A 16,614-nucleotide genomic window follows, 5' to 3' on the forward strand; every position below is an offset into this window, starting at 1 on the left:
GGCGGCGGCCGACGTCGCTGACGTGTCGTCAGAAGACCGACCAGCCGGTGGCCGTGGTGAACGCGTCGAGCGCGGTGACGGCGCCCACCGAGTTGCCGGCCCGGTCCAGCGCCGGTCCCCAGGCGCAGAGCGCGCCGCGCCCCGGGACGATCGCCAGGATCCCGCCGCCGACCCCGCTCTTGCCCGGCAGCCCGACCCGGTAGGCGAAGTCGCCGGCCGCGTCGTAGGTGCCGCAGGTCAGCAGCACCGCGTTGATCCGCTTGGCGTCGCTGCGCGAGAGCAGCCGGCTGCCGTCGGCGCGCAGGCCGTGCCGGGCCAGCAGGAGCCCGGCCTGTGCGAGGTCGCGGCAGCTGGCGCTGATCGCGCAGTGCGCGTAGTAGTGGGTGAGGACCGCCTCGACCGGGTTCTCCAGGTTGCCGTAGCTGGCGATGAAGTGGGCGAGCGCGGCGTTGCGGTGACCGTGCGAGGCTTCGGAGGCGGCCACCGCCGGGTCGGTGTCCAGCAGCGGGTTGCCCGACTCGGCGCGCAGGAACTCGCGCACCGCGCCGGCGGCGTTCCCGGTCAGGGTGAGCAGGTGGTCGGTGACCACCACGGCGCCCGCGTTGATGAACGGGTTGCGCGGGATGCCCTGCTCGGACTCCAGCTGGATCAGCGAGTTGAACGGTGTGCCGGAGGGCTCGCGGCCGACCCGGTGCCAGATCCCCTCGCCGCCGGTGGCCAGCGTGAGGGCGAGGGTGAAGAGCTTGGAGATGGACTGGATCGAGAACGGGACCTCCCAGTCGCCGGCGCCGTACACCTCGCCCTCGACGGTGGCCAGGGCCAGTCCGAAGGTGGCCGGATCGACCGCGCCCAGGGCGGGGATGTAGTCGGCCACCCGCCCGGTGGTCAGCAGCGGCCGGGCGGCGTCCGCGGCGCGCTGGAGCTCGAACTGGTAGTCGATCCGGTCATAAAGCATATGAATACTTTTTCATGGCCTGGTGGTGCCGACCAGCGGCCTGCCCGACTCCGGCGGCAGACTGGGTGGTATGCCGGAATTGCCCGAAGTCGAAGCGCTCAGTGCCTTCCTGGCGGATCAGCTGGTCGGCCGCGAGATCGACCGGGTCTACCCGGTCGCCGTCAATGTGCTCAAGACCTACGACCCACCGGTCACCGCGCTGGAGGGGCGCACCGTCACGGGGGTCGGGCGGCGCGGCAAGTTCCTGGTGATCACCGCCGGCGGCCCGCCCGCCGACCTGCACCTGGTGATCCACCTGGCCCGGGCCGGCTGGCTGCGCTGGCAGCGCCGGCTGTCCGCCGAACCGCCGCACCCCGGCAAGGGTCCGCTGGCGCTGCGGGTCCGGCTGGCCGAGCCCGCCCCGGCCGCCGACCGGGAGGAGCAACCCGGTGTCGGCTTCGACCTGACCGAGGCCGGCACCAAGAAGGGCCTGGCGGTCTCGGTGGTCGCCGACCCGGCCGAGGTGCCCGGCGTCGCCCGCCTCGGCCCCGATCCGCTGGACCCCGCCTTCACCCTCGCGGCGCTGCGCCGGCTGCTGGCCGGCGAGCGCCGGCAGCTCAAGGGCGTGCTGCGCGACCAGAGCGTGCTGGCGGGCATCGGCAACGCTTACTCGGACGAGATCCTGCACGTCGCGAAGATGTCCCCGTACCTGCTGGCGGCCAAGCTCACCGAGCCGCAGACCGAGACCCTGTACCGGGCGATCGGCGACACCCTGCGGGACGCCGTCGAGCGCTCGCGCGGGCTGGCGGCGGGGGAGCTGAAGGCGGAGAAGAAGACCGGCCTGCGGGTGCACGGCAAGGCCGGTCAGCCCTGCCCGGTCTGCGGGGACACCATCCGCGAGGTCTCCTTCGCCGACTCGGCGCTGCAGTACTGCCCGACCTGCCAGACGGGCGGCAAGCCGCTGGCCGACCGGCGGCTCTCCCGGCTGCTCAAGTAGCAGGTCCTCGCCTGCTGAAGTCGTAACTCAGGGGATATGGCGCGTCGCGGCGAGGTATGGCAGCCTCGCTTCCCGGTTCCCCGCCCTCACCCGTTACGGAGCTGCCGATGCTCAGCCATGCCCACGGTGCCACCGACGCCCCTCTGCTGACCGAGACCATCGGCGCCAACCTGGCCCGCACGGTGGCCGCCTTCGGCGAGCGCGAGGCGCTGGTCGACGTCCCGAGCGGGCGGCGCTGGACGTACCGTCAGTTCGCCGCCGACGTGGACGTGGTGGCGCACGGGCTGCTCGCACTGGATGTGCGGAGCGGCGACCGGGTCGGCATCTGGTCGCCGAACTGCGCGGAGTGGGTGCTGCTGCAGTACGCGACCGCCCGGATCGGCGCGATCCTGGTGAACATCAACCCGGCCTACCGCACCCACGAACTGGAGTACGTGCTGCGCCAGTCCGGGATCGGCGTGGTGGTGGCGATGCCCGCCTACAAGACCTCCGAGTACGCGGCGATGCTGACGGCGGCCCGGCCCAACTGCCCCGACCTGCGCGCGGTGGTGCTGATCGGCGAGGAGTCCTGGGACGAACTGCTCGGCGCCGGGCGGGCGGGCGACCCGGCGGTGCTGGCGGCTCTCGCGGCCGAGCTGGGCCCGGACGATCCGATCAACATCCAGTACACCTCGGGCACCACCGGCTTCCCCAAGGGCGCCACCCTGTCGCACCGCAACATCCTCAACAACGGTTACTTCGTCGGCGAGTTGTGCGACTACACCGAGCAGGACCGGATCTGCGTCCCGGTGCCCTTCTACCACTGCTTCGGCATGGTGATGGGCAATCTGGCCGCCACCTCGCACGGCGCCTGCGTGGTCATCCCGGCCGCGACCTTCGACCCGGCCGCCACGCTCGCCGCCGTCGCCGCCGAACGCTGCACCTCGCTCTACGGTGTGCCGACCATGTTCATCGCCGAACTCAACGACCCGGGCTTCGCCGACCACGACCTGAGCTCGCTGCGCACCGGCATCATGGCCGGCTCGCCCTGCCCGGCCGAGGTGATGCGGCAGGTGATCGAGAAGATGAACATGCGCGACGTGTCGATCTGCTACGGCATGACCGAGACCTCACCGGTCTCCACCCAGACCCGTCGCGAGGACAGCTTCGAGCAGCGGATCTCCACCGTCGGCCGGGTCGGCCCGCGCCTGGAGGTCAAGGTGGTCGACCCGGCCACCGGCGCCACCGTCGAGCGCGGCCTGCCCGGTGAACTCTGCACCCGGGGCTACTCGGTGATGATCGGCTACTGGGCCGAGCCCGAGCGCACCGCCGAGGCCGTCGACACCGAGGGCTGGATGCACACCGGCGACCTCGCGGTGATGGACCAGGACGGCTTCCTGGCGATCACCGGGCGGATCAAGGACCTGGTGATCCGGGGCGGCGAGAACATCTACCCCCGGGAGATCGAGGAGTTCCTGCTCACCCACCCCGACGTGCTGGACGCCCAGGTGATCGGGGTGCCGGACGAGAAGTACGGCGAGGAGCTGATGGCCTGGATCAGGTTGCGGACCGGCGCCCCCGAGCTGACCGCCGAGGCGCTGCGGGCCTACTGCACCGGCCGCCTGGCGCACTACAAGATCCCCCGGTACGTGCACCTGACGGACGCCTTCCCGATGACGGTGACCGGCAAGGTGCGCAAGGTGGAGATGCGCGAGGAGGCGGTGCGGCTGCTGGGCCGGGCGGGCTGAGGCCGCGTCAGGTCCGCGCTTTGGCGATCCGCTCGGCCAGTGCGGCGGGCATCGGGTCGTAGCGCAGCGGGGACCGGGTGAAGGAGCCGGTGCCGTGCGAGAGCGAGCGCAGGTCCACGGCGTAGCGGGCCAGCTCCAGCTCGGGCACCTCGGCATGCAGCAGACTCTGCCCGGGCCCGGCCGGCTCGGTGCCCAGGACGCGTGCGCGGCGCACCGACAGGTCGCTCAGCACCGAGCCCAGGTACTCGTCCGGGACCAGCACGCCGACCAGGGCCACCGGCTCCAGCAGTCGCACGGTGGTCTGGGTCGCGGCGTCGCGCAGCGCCAGCGCGCCCGCCGACTGGAAGGCGGTGTCCGAGGAGTCCACCGAGTGCGCCTTGCCGTCCACCAGCGTGACCCGGACGTCCACCAGCGGGTAGCCGTGGCCCACGCCGTGCTCCAGCTGGGCCCGGACCCCCTTCTCCACCGAGGGGATGAAGTGCCGGGGCACCGCGCCGCCGACCACCTTGTCGACGAACTCGAAGCCGCTGCCGCCGGGCAGCGGCTCGACCAGCAGCTCGCAGATCGCGTACTGCCCGTGCCCGCCGGACTGCTTGACCAGCCGGCCGTGCCCGGTGGCGGCCCCGCCGAAGGTCTCGCGCAGCGCCGCCTGGTACTCGACCTGCTCGACCTGGACGCCGAACTGCTCGCCCAGCTGGTGCAGCAGCACCCCGGCGTGCGCCTCGCCGGTGCACCAGAGCACCAGCTGGCGGGTGGCCGGGTTCTGCTCGACCCGGACGGTCGGGTCCTGTGCGGCCAGCCGGGACAGGCCCTGGGCCAGCTTGTCCTCGTCGCTGCGGCTGCGGGCCTCGATCGCGATCGGCAGCAGCGGCTCCGGCAGGTCCCAGCGGGTGAGCACCACCGGGTCGGCCGGGTCGGAGAGGGTGTCGCCGACCCGGGCGGCGGTCAGCTTGCCGACGCAGACCAGGTCGCCCGCCACCGCGTGCGGGACCGGGCGCTGCTGCTTGCCGAACGGGCTGGTCAGGCCGGCGATCCGCTCGTCGGCGGCCTGGTGCCCGGACCCGCCGGCGTCCTCGTCCGCCGCCGGGCCACCGGGGCCGGCCACGTGCAGCGGGCTGTCCGGGTGCAGGGTGCCGGAGAAGACCCGCACCAGGCTCAGCCGGCCGACGTACTGGTCGCCGGTGTTCTGGATCACCTGGGCGACCAGCGGGCCGGCCGGGTCGCCGGTCAGCTCGGCGTCGGGGCCGGTGGAGCCGTTGCCCGCGCTGCCCGGGTCGACGCGCTCGGGCAGCGGGCGGTCGGTCGGGGCCGGGAAGGCGGAGACGATCAGGTCGAGCAGGTCGACCGCGCCGGTGCCGTCCTCGGTGATCGGCAGCACCGGATGGATCGCGTCGTGCAGCACCGCGCCGCGCAGCCCCCGGGTGAGCGAGCCCTCGTCCAGCGTCTCGCCGCCGAGGTAGCGCTCCAGCAGCTCGTCGTCCTCGCCCGCGATCGCCTCCACCAGCCGCTCCCGCGCCGGACCGGTCCGCGCGGCCGAGTCCGCCTGGCCCTGCGCCGGTGGCCGCCCGTGGATCCGGCCCGAGATCAGCTCCACCGTGCCGCGCACCTGGCCGTCGCTGCGCACCGGCAGGTCCAGCGGTGGCACCGACTCCGGGTGATCGGCGCCGAAGGCCTCCTGACAGCTCCTCAGCACCTCGTCGAAGTCGGCCCGCGCCGCATCCATATGGGTGACCGCGATGGCCCGGGGCAGACCGAGTGCCGCGCACTCCCGCCAGAGCGCCAGCACCGGTCCGCCGACCGGCTCGGTCGCGGAGATCACGAAGACGGCCGCGTCGGCCGCCCGCAACGCGGCCCGCAGCTCGCCCGCGAAGTCGGCGTGGCCCGGCGGGTCGAGCAGGTTGATCTTGACGTCCCGCCAGCCGACCGGCACCAGGGCGAGCCGCACCGAACGCTGCTGCTGGTGCTCGATCTCCTCGTGGTCGGAGACGGTGCTGCCCTCGCTCACCCGCCCGGCCCGGGTCAGCTCCCCGGCGGCCAGCGCCAGCGACTCGGTCAGCGTGGTCTTGCCGGCCCCGCTGACGCCGACCAGGACGACGTTGCGCACCTGCTCGGGCCGATCGACGGCGGTGACCTGCCCGGCCGCACCGGCCCGGGATGATGCTCGCTCGGACATGCCGGTGCTCCTCGGACGCACGGGAAAGCTCGTCCTTCGAGCTTTCCACCGGGTCAGGCCGGGGTCCACCGGGAGGTGGCACAGGGCCTAACGGGGCGCCGCGGGCCGCTGGCGGGCAGCTTGCGGGGCGCGCTCGCACCGGCCGCTCCCGGGCGGCGATCCGGGTTCGAGTAGGGGCAGCACCGGCAACCGGCCGGCGAGGGTGCCCAGGGTGTGCAGCAGGCCGGCGGTCCCGGTGGTGAGGTCCATGGAGAGGCGCAGGTTCTGATCACCGGTCAGAGCGATGCCGTCGGCGTACTCCAGCGCGTACCAGGCCAGGTCCCGCAAGTGCCCGCTGAGCGCCGGGGCCAGCCGCGGGTCGCGCCGGGCCGCCCGGTTGTGGCCGAGTGCGGCGGCCAGGCCGGCGCGGCCGGCCAGCAGGCCGCTCTGCGGGGTGAAGCCCACGTCGGCGGCGGCGTGCAGGGCGTCCAGGGTGGCGGCGAGGGCTTCGTCGGGACGGTAGCGGAGGTAGTCGGCGAGGGCGACGGCGATGCCGAGGCTGCCGGTGCCCAGATAGGGCAGCAGGTGTCGGCCGTCATTGAGCTGCAGGGCGTCCCCGCCGGCCGTGCAGTGGTCGAGGTCGAGCCGCAGCGCCCGGCCGGCCCGCTGCAGGTGGCCGGGGTCGGCGCTGTCGTCGTACAGCCGCAGGAAGAAGAGCGCCGGTCCGCTCCAGCCGTGCATCAGACCGGCGCGGCCGGCGGGGGAGGCGGTGGTCGCGCCCACCGCGCGGGCCAGGCGCTCCGCGATCTCCTGGACCCGGGTGTGCAGCCGGGGCTCGTCCAGCGACCGGGCGAAGTGGCGCAGACCGAGCCCGATCCCGGCCAGGCCGTCGTAGAGGCCGACGGTCAGCGGCCCGTCACAGAGCTCGACGGCCCGGTCCAGGACGGACAGGGCCTGGTCGGTGCGGCCCAGCAGGTGCAGGCAGTGGGCGGCGCCGAGGAGTCCGTCGTACAGGCCCGGCCGCGGTCTCGGTGCCCGGCAGGTGGCCCGGAAGAGCCAGTCGTGGTGGTCGGGGTCGCTCTCGTGGCCGGTGGCGGCCAGCGCGTACAGCACCCCGGCCGCGCCGTGGGCCAGCGTGTGGCCGCCGTCGCGCAGCGCGGTCGGGTCGCCGGGGAAGAGCCGGTCGGCGCGCTGCGGGGTGGCGCTGGCCTCGATCGCCCGGACCAGCGCGGCGGCCAGCTTGCGGCCGTCGCCGCCGGCCGGGTCGAGCGCGGCCCCGGCGAACAGGTCCGCGACGGCGCGGTCCGTGCGCACTTGGACGCCGGGGGGCGTCAGGGCCGCGGTGAGTCGGGCCGTGAACGTGGCGGGGACCGGGAAGTAGCCGGCCATCGCCGCGGTCAGTTGGCCGGCCCGGGCGGGATCCAGCTCCAGCAGTGTGGTCAGCGGCAGGAACAGTGACAGCCGCAGGCAGTCGAGCGCGTACCGGTCGCGGTCGTAGCCCGTGGCGTGGGCGCTGACGAAGCCGGGGGTTCCGATGGTCGGCGCCGGGTCGTCGGTCTTGGGCCGGTGGCAGGCCTCGAAGTCGACCAGGGCGACCCGGCCGTCCGGGCGGATGATGATGCTGTGCGGACCGAGGTCTCCGAAGACCAGGCCCGCCGCGTGGATGTCGGCGATGATCTGTTCGACCTGGTCCAGGATGCGCAGGATCCGGTCGGTGTACTGCCGCCGTTCATCCGGTCCGGCCCCGCCGGCGGCCATCGGGTTGTGCAGCGCCAGGTACTGCTGGAGGGTGCTGCCCGCGATGTACTCCTCGGCCAGGAAGTGGTGCTCCCAGGCGGTGAAGGTGTCGAACAGGGCTGGCACGCCGTCGAGATGGGCCAGGTGTCGCAGCGCCGCGGCCTCGCGGTGCAGGCGGGTCACCGCGTCGGCACCCGATCCGTCCAGGCCGGCCAGCACTCTGGCCTCACGCAGCACGACCCGCCGGTCGGTGCCGTGCTGCCGGGCCAGGTAGCTGCCGCCGCTGTTCGAACAGTGCAGGGCCTTCTCGACGGTGTACGGGAAAGCGGTCTCCTCCCCGGCCTCGCACCGGGCGGCGATCTGCCGGGCGATGAAGTCCGGCACCGGTGCCCACGGGGGTACCTGGAACCCCGGGCTTCGCTCGTCGGGGACCAGGACGCCGTCGGGGCGGGCGATCGCGGGGACCAGCGTTCCGTCGCCGTCCAGGCATTCGCGGTGGGTGAAGGCGCCGTAGCGCAGGTACAACGGTCCTTCCCGCCACCTGAGGTCACCGAGAAGATAGGGCCCGGTGCGGCCGGCGAGCAGCGCGTCCAGTTCTCGCAGGGTCCGGTGCAAGGCGGTGTCGTCGGTGGGGTAGAGCGTCATGAGCTCGCCGCCGGCGCCGTACGGGGCGTACTTGCCGTTCATGCTGTGGTGGATCCCGGGGCTGCGCAGGAACTTGACGGCCAGCATGTTCCGCAGGCAGTACTCCCGTACCAGGCCGATGACTTCGGCCGCGTCGCCGGTCCGCGCGGTGACGTGGATCTGCCAGCCCTGGTCGGGCAGGGTGTCGTCGGTGGGGCTCAGCCGCAGCGAGGTCCCGGTCTGCCGCCGGCTCCAACCCGACGGCACGGGAAGGCCGGTGGCCGGGAACAGCGGTGCCGGCGCGTCCGGAGCGGGGTGGTCGTAGAACAGCTGGCCGGGTGGGCAGTAGGCGCGGTGGTTGACTACCGGCACGGGACTCTCCAGGCATGGTCGGTCGGCGCACGACGACCGGATGCGGTTGGCGCGGCTGCTGGCGATGCTCGTGGCTGCCTGAGACCACCCCTGGCCGGCGGTGCGCGGGAGCGGCGGTGCGCGGGAGCGGTGGCGCGCGGGGGTGTTGGCGCGCGGGGGTGTTGGCGCGCGGCGCCCGGGGGATGCGCGGGGCCGTGGCGGTGTACGGCCGGCGAGTGATGGCCGGCGGCACGGCGCTCAGGCGTGCGGCGTGCGGTGCGTGGCGCGCCTGCGGGGCAGGCGGCGGTACTTGACGGATCGTCATGAAGTGCGGGCGCGCTGATCGGCGCCCGAGGTGCACACGGTCCGGGGTCGGGCCCACAACCACCCAACCAGCGGCGGATGGCACCCGCCGCTCCCTCCCCCGGACGAAACCTCGGGGGAGTTCAGGAGTTGGGCGGGGTGGAGTAGTAGCAGTCGTCGTCCCAGGCCGTGGTCGTGGTGCCCGGGTTCCTGGCCATCCCGGGCGGGCACAGGGGGTTCGTGCGCAGGACGCTCCCGCCGATCACGGGTGCCTGGGGCGCGGGCGTGCTGCCCGCGGCCGAGACGGCGCCGACGGCGATGGCGAGCCCGACCCCAAGACTGACGAGGGCACGTGTGACTTTGCTGCGCATGACCGATCCTCCCAGGCGAACGGCACCGCGAAGCGCGTGTGCGCGGTGCGCCGGATTCGTCGATCCCGGCCGCCCCTGCGGTGCCGTGTGACGACAATGTCATCCAGGGCCCCGGGTCTGCGAGGGGCCAGGTGACTCATCTGTGTGCCGTGCATGTTCAGGAGGCAAGCTGTGGGTACGCACAACACGGACGAACCGGGCCTGCTGGGCATCGACGAGGACGCGCTCGCGCTGTACCGCTGGACGCTGCTCCACGGCGTGCTGAACCCCGCCATGCTGGCCCGAGCCGCCGCCGAGCTCGCGCTGACCGAGCGGGACTGCCGCACCGCGGCCGAACGCCTGGTCGGTTCAAGGCTGTTCCAGTCCACCGCCGTCGGCCAGGGCCGGCTGGGCTGGGCGGCGGTCAGCCCGCAGGTGGCCGCCGTCGAAGTCCTCTCCGGCCAGGACGCCGAACTGCGTGCCCTGGAGGCGGACCTGCGTGACCGGCGGGAGCGGGTGCGCAGCAGCCGCGAGGGCTACGCCGCGCTGATGCCCCTCTACCTGCAAGGCCGTCAGCAGACCTATCCGCAGGGCATGATCGACCTGGTGCCGGACAAGTTCGCCGTTCGCGCGCTGCTCGACGACACGGTCAGCGCCTGTCGCACCGAGATCCTCATCTCCAAGCACGGTGGCGCCTTCTCGCCCAGTTCGCTGGAAGAGGCGCTGCCCCGGGACCTCGAACTGCTGGGGCGTGGTGTCTCCATGCGCAGCCTGTACCAGCACGCCACCCGATTCGACCCGGCCACCCGGGCCCACGCGCTGCGGCTGATCGACGCGGGCGCCCGGATTCGCACCCAGACCGAGGTGCTACCCAAGATCATCATTGTCGACGCCGAGACCGCCTTCCTGCGGGCGCGGGACGGCGGCGCCCTGGTGATCCGCGAGCCGGCCCTGCTCAGCTACCTGATCACGACGTTCGAACGCGACTGGGAGAGCGCCACCCCGTACGCCACCGGCCCCCGGATGGCCCACGAGATCTCCCAGACGCTCAAGCAGCACATCCTGGTGCTGCTCGCCAAGGGCCTCAAGGACGAGGCCATCGCCCGGCGGGTGGGGATCTCGCTGCGCACCTGTCGGCGCCACGTCTCCGAACTGCTGGAATCCCTTGGCGCGCACAGCCGTTTCCAAGCCGGCGTCATCGCCGAGCGGCACGGGCTGACCACGCCGAGCAGCCTGCCCGCCGACGCCGACCTGCCGCAGAGTCAGCCGGCGGCTCCGGAGCCAGTGCCGGCCCCCGCCCCCGCTGCCGCCGGGCCGGACCGCAGCTGCCCCGGCTGTGGCCGGCCGCTGCCGGTGGCCGGACCCGTGGGTCGCCCCGCCCGCTACTGCTCGTCGCGATGCCGCTCGCGCGCCTATCGGGCCCGTCGGCGGGACGGCGCTGCCGAGCGTGACGAAATCGCGCGTCCGCGCGACGAAATGCCGGTGGCCCGGCCGCCGTTCGAGCGGTGAAACCGGCGAAAGCGGCGAAACCGCCACGGCGGGGCTTGGCGCGACACGAAAGTCCGGCCTGCTCGCCGACAGGATCCGTCGGACACTTAGGCGCGGACGAGCTCCACCGCCTCCCGGACGTCCGGGTGCGGGTCGTCCGCCAGGCCGTCCAGCAACTCGGCGACGCCCGGGGTGGACCAGCGGCCGACCGCCGACACCAGCTCCTCCCGCACCGCGGGGTCGGGGTGGGCGGCCAGGCGGGCCAGCTGAGCGAGCGGGCCCCGGCGGCGCATCGCGAACCAGTGCAGCGCCTCCCGCAGCGTGGCCGCGTCTCCGGGGTCACCGGCCGCCGCGACCCGCTCCAGCAGCACCCGCACCGGCGGCGGTGGGCCGTCCAGCGGATGCGGCAACCGCTCCAGCAAGCGCCGCGAGCCGTATCCGCCGCGCACCCGGCAGCCGTAGCAGGTGCAGGGCCGCGTGCCGTGCGCGTCCGGGACGTACCGCCAGCCCACCACCTGCGGTGCGGCGCGGACCCGGTGCAGTTCGGCCGGCCGGATCGCCCGGGGCACGAACACCTCCCAGCCGCGCGGGTCCGCCAGTGCCGCGATCCGCCGCACCGCCTCCGCCGCGGGCACGGTGACCTGGGCGTTCCGCGCCCGGTCGGCGTAGCGGCCGACCAGCACCGGCTGCGCGTCGTCCAGCCGGGCGTGGACGGCCACCAGCCCGCCCCGGCCGCCGAACCGGGCCAGCTCGCGCAGCCACTGGTGGGTGAGGGTGTACGAGGGCAGCACCGGGAAGCAGTAGACGCCCCGCGCGCCGCCCTGGCCGTGGCTCACGGCGCGGATCCCGGACCGCCGGATCCGCGGCGCGTTCGCCGATGGCGTCAAGTGCACGAACATGACCATGAGTTGGCATGCTAGAGGATCAACGAGTGGGCGGTCGCGCCGTTTTCCCGGCGGTGCTCGCCGGTGCTCGGCGTGCTTACGGTGCCCACGGTGCCCACGGTGCCCACGGTGCTTGCGGTCAGCGGACGGGGAAGGCGAGCACCGCGGGTAGGCCGGCGGTGGCGGTGCCGGACGCGTTGACCAGGACGTAGCGGCCCCCGACAGCGCCGAACCAGCCCTGCCCGGACTCCGCCGCCTTGGTGTAGACGGTCTGCGTCGAGGCGGCGCCGGTGACCGGGTCGACCCGCTCTGTCTCGGCGTAGTACTTGACGGTGCCGCCCTTGCCCGGCGGCACCTCGAAGTACTCGATCGCCATCGGACCGCCGTCGGTCTCCGTCAGCCCGGCCAGATCGCCGTTCAGTTGGCGTGCCCAGAGCTGGTGCCCGTCCGTGCGGGAGTACCCGACCAGGTCGTGCGCGACGTCGTCGTCCGGCGTGGCGGCCTCGCAGATCACGGTGTTGCCCGCCACCACGACCGGGTAGACCGCGGCGCTGCCGAGGCCGTGCGAGTCGGTGCTGGGCAGGGTGGCGATCACCGTGCTCGGGGCGGTGGTGGGGATGGTGGCGAGGGACTTGCCGTCGGCGGTGAAGGAGAGCAGGGCGTGCGTGCCCCGGGTGTCGTGCTCGTCGACCGCCAGGACCAGCGGGTCGACGGAGACGAACCCGACCGTGTCGAGCGGCGTCTCGGTGGGGAGGGCGGACTGCCAGCGCTGGGTGCCGTCCTGCGGCGCCAGCGTGACCAGGGCCGCCCGCCCGAGTTCGTCGTTCTTCGGGTCGGCGCAGTACTCCACCGCGGCCACCTGGTTCGCGTCGGCGGCCACGGCGGTCGGCGCGCAGCCGGAGTCCGACGGGTGCAGCCAGCGCGGCTGCCCGGTGCGCGGGTCCAGCGCCTGGACACCGGCGGGCGTGCGGAGCACCGCGAGTCCGTCGGTGAGGGCGATGGTGTCGATGTCCGACCAGTTGGCCGACGGGTCCTCGTGCTGCCAGAGGGTGTGCCCGGTGGTCAGGTCGATCGCGACGACGGTGGTGCAGGTGCCGCCGGTGCGCTGGTAGCCGAGCAGGCCGATGCCGGCGGCGGGTTGGTCGGCGGCCGCGCACACCATGGTCCGCTCGGGGGCGGTGGCCGACCAGGCCTGGGTCCCGTCGGCGGTCCGGTAGGCGGCGGCGAAGCCGTCCTGGCGGACCCGGACGACGGTGGAGCCGTTCGGCCAGGCGGCGGAGGTGCCCACGCTGGGCGGATCATTCGCGGTGACGCTCCAGGAGGCCGCCATGGGCTGTACGGGCACCGGACCGCGCAGCTCCAGGAAGGCGGAGTAGCCGGGGGAGTAGGCCAGCGCCGCGCCGAGCACGCCCGCGGTCAGCCGCGTCCACCGGCTGTGCGGCCAGCCGGCGCCGACGCCGTCCCGGGGGGTGCGCAGCCGCGCGGCGAGAATGCTGAAGGAGGCGATGGCCACGATCCCGAACAGGACCGCGAGCAGCGCCGTCGTCCAGCCTCCTGACGGGCAGCCGATCTGCGCGTCGCTGCCGCAGGCCGCGTTGTCGTCGAAGGTGAGGGTGTCGAAGGCCAGGTAGACGTACTCGGCCGCGAGCAGAGCGGTCGCTCCGCCCAGCAGCGCGAGCAGGGTGTTGCCGGACAGCAGTGATCTGACGAGCCGTGATTTCACGGTGAATCCCCCCGAGTTCTTGGTGATCATGGATCATAGGGGGTGGCCGGACGGCTCGTCAGGGCGGATTCAGTGCCGCTTTCCGGCGGCACTGCTCGGCACGGAGGTCAGTGGCGCGAGCTCGCCGCCGCCGCACCCGGCCCGCTGCTGGTGCCGCCGATCACGCTGGGCGCGGTGCTCGCGTTCCTGCGCTGCGCGGCCGCCAGTGCCAGCGCGGCGAGCAGGGCCAGTACGGTCGCCACGATGATCGCGAGCCAGGCGTGCCGGAACGCGTCCAGCGCCTGCCCGGCGGAGTGCGGGGTGCCGAGCAGGCTCACCACCACGGCCACGCCGACCACCGCGCCGATCTGCCGTCCCATCGTGGTGACCGCCGAGCCGGTGGCGAACCTGGTGGGTGGCAGGGCGGCGGCCGCGGCCCCGATCAGCGTCGGCAGGGTCAGGCCGACCCCCGCGCCGGTGAGCAGCATCCCGGGCAGCAGCTCGCCCGCGTACCCGGGTGTGGTCGCCACGGCCGCCGCCCACCAGACGATCCCGGCGGTGAACAGCAGCAGCCCCAGCGCCGCCAGCCGTCCGTGCCCCAGCCGGCGCAGCAGCGGTCCCGCGCCCAGCGTGATCGGCGGCACCAGCAGCGGGCCGGGTGCGACGGCGAGGCCGGTGCGCAGTGCCGAGTAGCCCCAGACCTGCTGGCACCAGAGCACCGAGGTCAGCAGCATGCCGGCGAAGGCCACGGTGAAGAGCAGCGCGGTCGCGTTGGCGGCGGCGAAGACCGGGACCCGCAGCAGCGGCAGCTCGACCACCGGGGCCGGGTGCCGGGCCGACCTGCGCAGGAAGCCGCCGGCCAGCAGCACGGCGGCCGCCAGTGCGCCGAGCACCCGGGCCGAACTCCAGCCCCAGCTGTCCGACTTGACCAGGCCGATCGCCAGCAGCCCGATCGCGGCGATCAGCAGCAGCACGCCGGCCAGGTCGGGCCAGGGTTCCCCGGCCCGGCCGCGCAGCCTGGGCAGCACCTTGCGGCCGGCCACCAGCGCGGCCAGTCCGACCGGCAGGTTGACCAGGAAGACCCAGCGCCAGTCGGCCTCCACCAGCAGCCCGCCGAGCACCGGCCCGAGTCCGGCCGCGATGCCGCCGATCGAGGCCCAGGCCCGCACCGCGCCCGGCCGCCTGTCCGGCGCAGTGGAGTCCAGCAGCAGCGCGAGCGAGGTGGGCATCAGCAGCGCGGCGCCCACCGCCTGCAGCAGCCGGGCGCCGACCAGCCACCAGACCCCCGGCGCGAGCGCGCAGAGCGCCGAGGAGAGCGTGAAGAGGCCGAGTCCGACCAGGAAGGCGCCCTGGTGCCCGACCCGGTCGGCCAGCCGCCCGGCCGGCACCAGCAGCGCGGCGAAGACGATCGCGTAGCCGTTCAGCACCCAGGAGAGCGAGGCGAGGCTGCTGCCGTGGAAGTGCTGGTTCATCGCGGGGAGCGCGACGTTGACGATGAAGAGGTCGAGGTTGGAGACGAAGACGGCGGCGGCCACGACCAGGAAGACGCCCCGGGAGCCGGTGGCCCGCTGTGGAGGATTTGAATTTCCAACTTTCTGCATGCGACGGCACGCTAGCCGTAGTAAGTTTGGAAACGCAACCTACTCGGGTCGGCGATGGGCCGGTCGTATGCTGAGCGCATGGGTGGGACGGTCACGGCGGTCAGCCGCAACAGCACGTATGCGTTCACCAAGCCGAACCGCGAGCAGATCACGCTGCTCGCCGGGCTCGGCGTCGAAGGCGACATCCACGCGGGGGAGACGGTCAAGCACCGGTCACGCGTCAGGCAGGACCCCACACAGCCGAACCTGCGGCAGGTCCACCTGATCCACCAGGAGCTCTTCGCCGAACTCGCCCGGCAGGGACACCTGGTGGCACCCGGCGACCTCGGCGAGAACATCACCACCAGCGGTGTCGACCTGCTCGGCCTGCCGGTCGGCGCGCTGCTGCGGATCGGCGATCGGGTGGTGGTGGAGGTCACCGGGCTGCGCAACCCCTGCTCGCAGATCGAGCACTTCCAGGACGGGCTGCTCAAACTCGTGGCCCACCGCGACGAATCGGGCGCCCTGGTTCGCAAGGCCGGGATCATGGGGATCGTCCTGACGGGCGGTGGCATACGGCCGGGTGACCCGGTCGACGTCGAACTGCCGCCGGGTCCGCACCGGGTGCTGGACCGGGTCTGAGCGAACGGGCGGGGCGCCGCGCACCGCGGCACGTCCACGACGAGCGGGGAGACTATGGCAATCGGCACCGGCGGTATCCGGGAGTTGCTCGAGGGCGGCGTCCACGACCGGGTCTTCCCCGGCGCCGTCTGGGCCGTGGGTGACGCCGCCGGCACCGAGGCGATGGGCACCGCCGGCCTGCCCGACCCCGCCCGGCCCGGGGCGCCGATGCGCGGGGACACCCTCTTCGACGTCGCCAGCCTCACCAAGATCCTGGCGGTCTGGCCCACCGTCGGCAGCCTCTGGGAAGCCGGCCGGCTCCCGCTCGACGAGCCGCTCGGCGGCTACTGGCCCGATGTCGCCGGGTACCCCCTCGGCCAGGTCACCGCGCGCCACCTGCTCACCCACACGGCGGGCGTCCCACTGCACGCCCGGCTGAAGGAGCGCTACGGCACCGACCCGGCGGCCATCCGGGTGGGCGTCCTGCGCGAGGCCCTGCACCGCCCGCCCGGCGAAGCGGTCGAGTACACCGACCGGGCCGCCCTGATCCTCGGCCACCTCGCCGAACACCTCTGCGGCGAGGCGCTCGACCGGCTCGTGACCGCCCGGATCTGGGAGCCGCTGGGCCTGGAAGCCACCCGGTTCGGCCCGTTGCCCGCCGGCCTGGCGGCCCGCTGCGCGCCCACCGAGCGCGACCAGGACACCGGCGTCCGCTTCCAGGGCACCGTGCACGACCCCTCCGCGCGGCTGCTCGGTGGCGTCTGCGGCATCGCCGGTGTCTTCTCGACCGCCGAGGACCTCGGCCGGTTCCTGCGCCACCTGCTCGACCCGGCGACCGCGCCCGCCCGGGTGGGCTTCGGCGCCGCCTGGACGGCTGAGTCGCTGACCGTGCAGACCGGCCGACTGGAGCCGAGTCGCGGCCTGTTCTGGCACCCCGCGCCCGGCACCGACCCCGCCGACGACATCTGGGCGCACTACGGCTTCACCGGTACCGCGATCTGGATCGCGCCGAGCCGGGGCCGCTGGGCGACCCTGCTGACCAACAAGGTCTACTACAGCCGCGACCGGCAGCCCATCGCCGACCTCCGCAATGCCTTTCGGCGCCTGGTCTTCGGCCCGCCGGCCCCGGGACGCCGCCCGGGAGCCGTTCCTCCGAAGAGTTGA

12 protein-coding genes are annotated in these 16,614 nt (G+C 73.8%); 5 read left to right on the forward strand and 7 right to left on the reverse strand.

The annotated features are described in order from the left end of the window. Window positions 1-28: 28 nt before the first annotated feature. A complete protein-coding gene (locus OG403_RS32895; RefSeq protein WP_329572686.1) occupies window positions 29-940 on the reverse strand; it encodes a glutaminase in 912 nt (303 codons plus the stop codon). A gap of 85 nt (window positions 941-1,025) precedes the next feature. Here OG403_RS32895 and OG403_RS32900 point away from each other — a divergent pair, with 85 nt between their 5' ends. Together OG403_RS32900 and OG403_RS32905 are read left to right on the forward strand one after the other, a co-directional pair. Then, a complete protein-coding gene (locus tag OG403_RS32900) occupies window positions 1,026-1,931 on the forward strand; it encodes an Fpg/Nei family DNA glycosylase (protein WP_329570893.1) in 906 nt (301 codons plus the stop codon). Between the two features lie 107 nt (window positions 1,932-2,038). Then, complete coding sequence (locus tag OG403_RS32905; protein ID WP_329570895.1) at window positions 2,039-3,658, forward strand: AMP-binding protein; 1,620 nt, start codon at window positions 2,039-2,041, stop codon at window positions 3,656-3,658. Between the two features lie 7 nt (window positions 3,659-3,665). Here the strand turns inward: OG403_RS32905 and OG403_RS32910 are convergent, their stop codons facing one another. The 3 genes from OG403_RS32910 to OG403_RS32920 all read right to left on the reverse strand — a co-directional run bounded on the left by OG403_RS32910 (window position 3,666) and on the right by OG403_RS32920 (window position 9,196). Further along, the gene (locus tag OG403_RS32910) at window positions 3,666-5,831 is read right to left on the reverse strand and encodes an elongation factor G-like protein EF-G2 (RefSeq protein WP_329570896.1); all 2,166 of its coding nucleotides are present in this window, start codon (window positions 5,829-5,831) and stop codon (window positions 3,666-3,668) included. 87 nt (window positions 5,832-5,918) lie between these two features. Then, entirely contained in the window at window positions 5,919-8,543 is a 2,625-nt protein-coding gene (gene lanKC, locus OG403_RS32915) for a class III lanthionine synthetase LanKC (RefSeq protein ID WP_329570898.1), read from the reverse strand. Window positions 8,544-8,968: 425 nt separating this feature from the next. Beyond that, entirely contained in the window at window positions 8,969-9,196 is a 228-nt protein-coding gene (locus OG403_RS32920) for a hypothetical protein (RefSeq protein WP_329570900.1), read from the reverse strand. 171 nt (window positions 9,197-9,367) lie between these two features. On the opposite strand from OG403_RS32920, the gene OG403_RS32925 reads away from it, so the two are divergent. After that, window positions 9,368-10,684, forward strand: coding sequence for a helix-turn-helix transcriptional regulator (locus OG403_RS32925; RefSeq protein ID WP_329570902.1), 1,317 nt, complete (start codon window positions 9,368-9,370; stop codon window positions 10,682-10,684). Between the two features lie 86 nt (window positions 10,685-10,770). Here OG403_RS32925 and OG403_RS32930 read toward each other — a convergent pair whose 3' ends face one another. The 3 genes from OG403_RS32930 to OG403_RS32940 all read right to left on the reverse strand — a co-directional run bounded on the left by OG403_RS32930 (window position 10,771) and on the right by OG403_RS32940 (window position 14,850). Continuing rightward, window positions 10,771-11,562, reverse strand: a complete 792-nt coding sequence (locus tag OG403_RS32930) for a HEAT repeat domain-containing protein (RefSeq protein WP_329572688.1) — start codon at window positions 11,560-11,562, stop codon at window positions 10,771-10,773. A gap of 124 nt (window positions 11,563-11,686) precedes the next feature. After that, entirely contained in the window at window positions 11,687-13,270 is a 1,584-nt protein-coding gene (locus OG403_RS32935) for an outer membrane protein assembly factor BamB family protein (protein ID WP_329570904.1), read from the reverse strand. A 107-nt stretch (window positions 13,271-13,377) separates the two neighbouring features. After that, window positions 13,378-14,850 carry an MFS transporter gene (locus OG403_RS32940; protein ID WP_329570906.1) on the reverse strand — a complete coding sequence of 491 codons (1,473 nt, stop codon included), beginning with the start codon at window positions 14,848-14,850 and terminating at the stop codon, window positions 13,378-13,380. Window positions 14,851-14,928: 78 nt separating this feature from the next. On the opposite strand from OG403_RS32940, the gene OG403_RS32945 reads away from it, so the two are divergent. Then, on the forward strand, window positions 14,929-15,471 hold the full coding sequence (locus tag OG403_RS32945; protein ID WP_329570908.1) for an MOSC domain-containing protein: 543 nt from the start codon (window positions 14,929-14,931) through the stop codon (window positions 15,469-15,471). A 54-nt stretch (window positions 15,472-15,525) separates the two neighbouring features. After that, on the forward strand, window positions 15,526-16,614 hold the full coding sequence (locus OG403_RS32950; protein WP_329570910.1) for a serine hydrolase domain-containing protein: 1,089 nt from the start codon (window positions 15,526-15,528) through the stop codon (window positions 16,612-16,614).

Origin of the sequence: Kitasatospora sp. NBC_01266, assembly GCF_036242395.1 — a bacterium.
Taxonomy (GTDB): domain Bacteria; phylum Actinomycetota; class Actinomycetes; order Streptomycetales; family Streptomycetaceae; genus Kitasatospora.

Bases quoted from the DNA above. Each gene is read 5' to 3' on its own strand.
- OG403_RS32940 (WP_329570906.1), bottom strand. From the start codon at position 14,850: ATGCAGAAAGTTGGAAATTCAAATCCTCCACAGCGGGCCACCGGCTCC.
- OG403_RS32905 (WP_329570895.1), top strand. From the start codon at position 2,039: ATGCTCAGCCATGCCCACGGTGCCACCGACGCCCCTCTGCTGACCGAG.
- OG403_RS32930 (WP_329572688.1), bottom strand. From the start codon at position 11,562: ATGTTCGTGCACTTGACGCCATCGGCGAACGCGCCGCGGATCCGGCGG.
- OG403_RS32945 (WP_329570908.1), top strand. From the start codon at position 14,929: ATGGGTGGGACGGTCACGGCGGTCAGCCGCAACAGCACGTATGCGTTC.
- OG403_RS32950 (WP_329570910.1), top strand. From the start codon at position 15,526: ATGGCAATCGGCACCGGCGGTATCCGGGAGTTGCTCGAGGGCGGCGTC.
- OG403_RS32920 (WP_329570900.1), bottom strand. From the start codon at position 9,196: ATGCGCAGCAAAGTCACACGTGCCCTCGTCAGTCTTGGGGTCGGGCTC.
- OG403_RS32910 (WP_329570896.1), bottom strand. From the start codon at position 5,831: ATGTCCGAGCGAGCATCATCCCGGGCCGGTGCGGCCGGGCAGGTCACC.
- OG403_RS32900 (WP_329570893.1), top strand. From the start codon at position 1,026: ATGCCGGAATTGCCCGAAGTCGAAGCGCTCAGTGCCTTCCTGGCGGAT.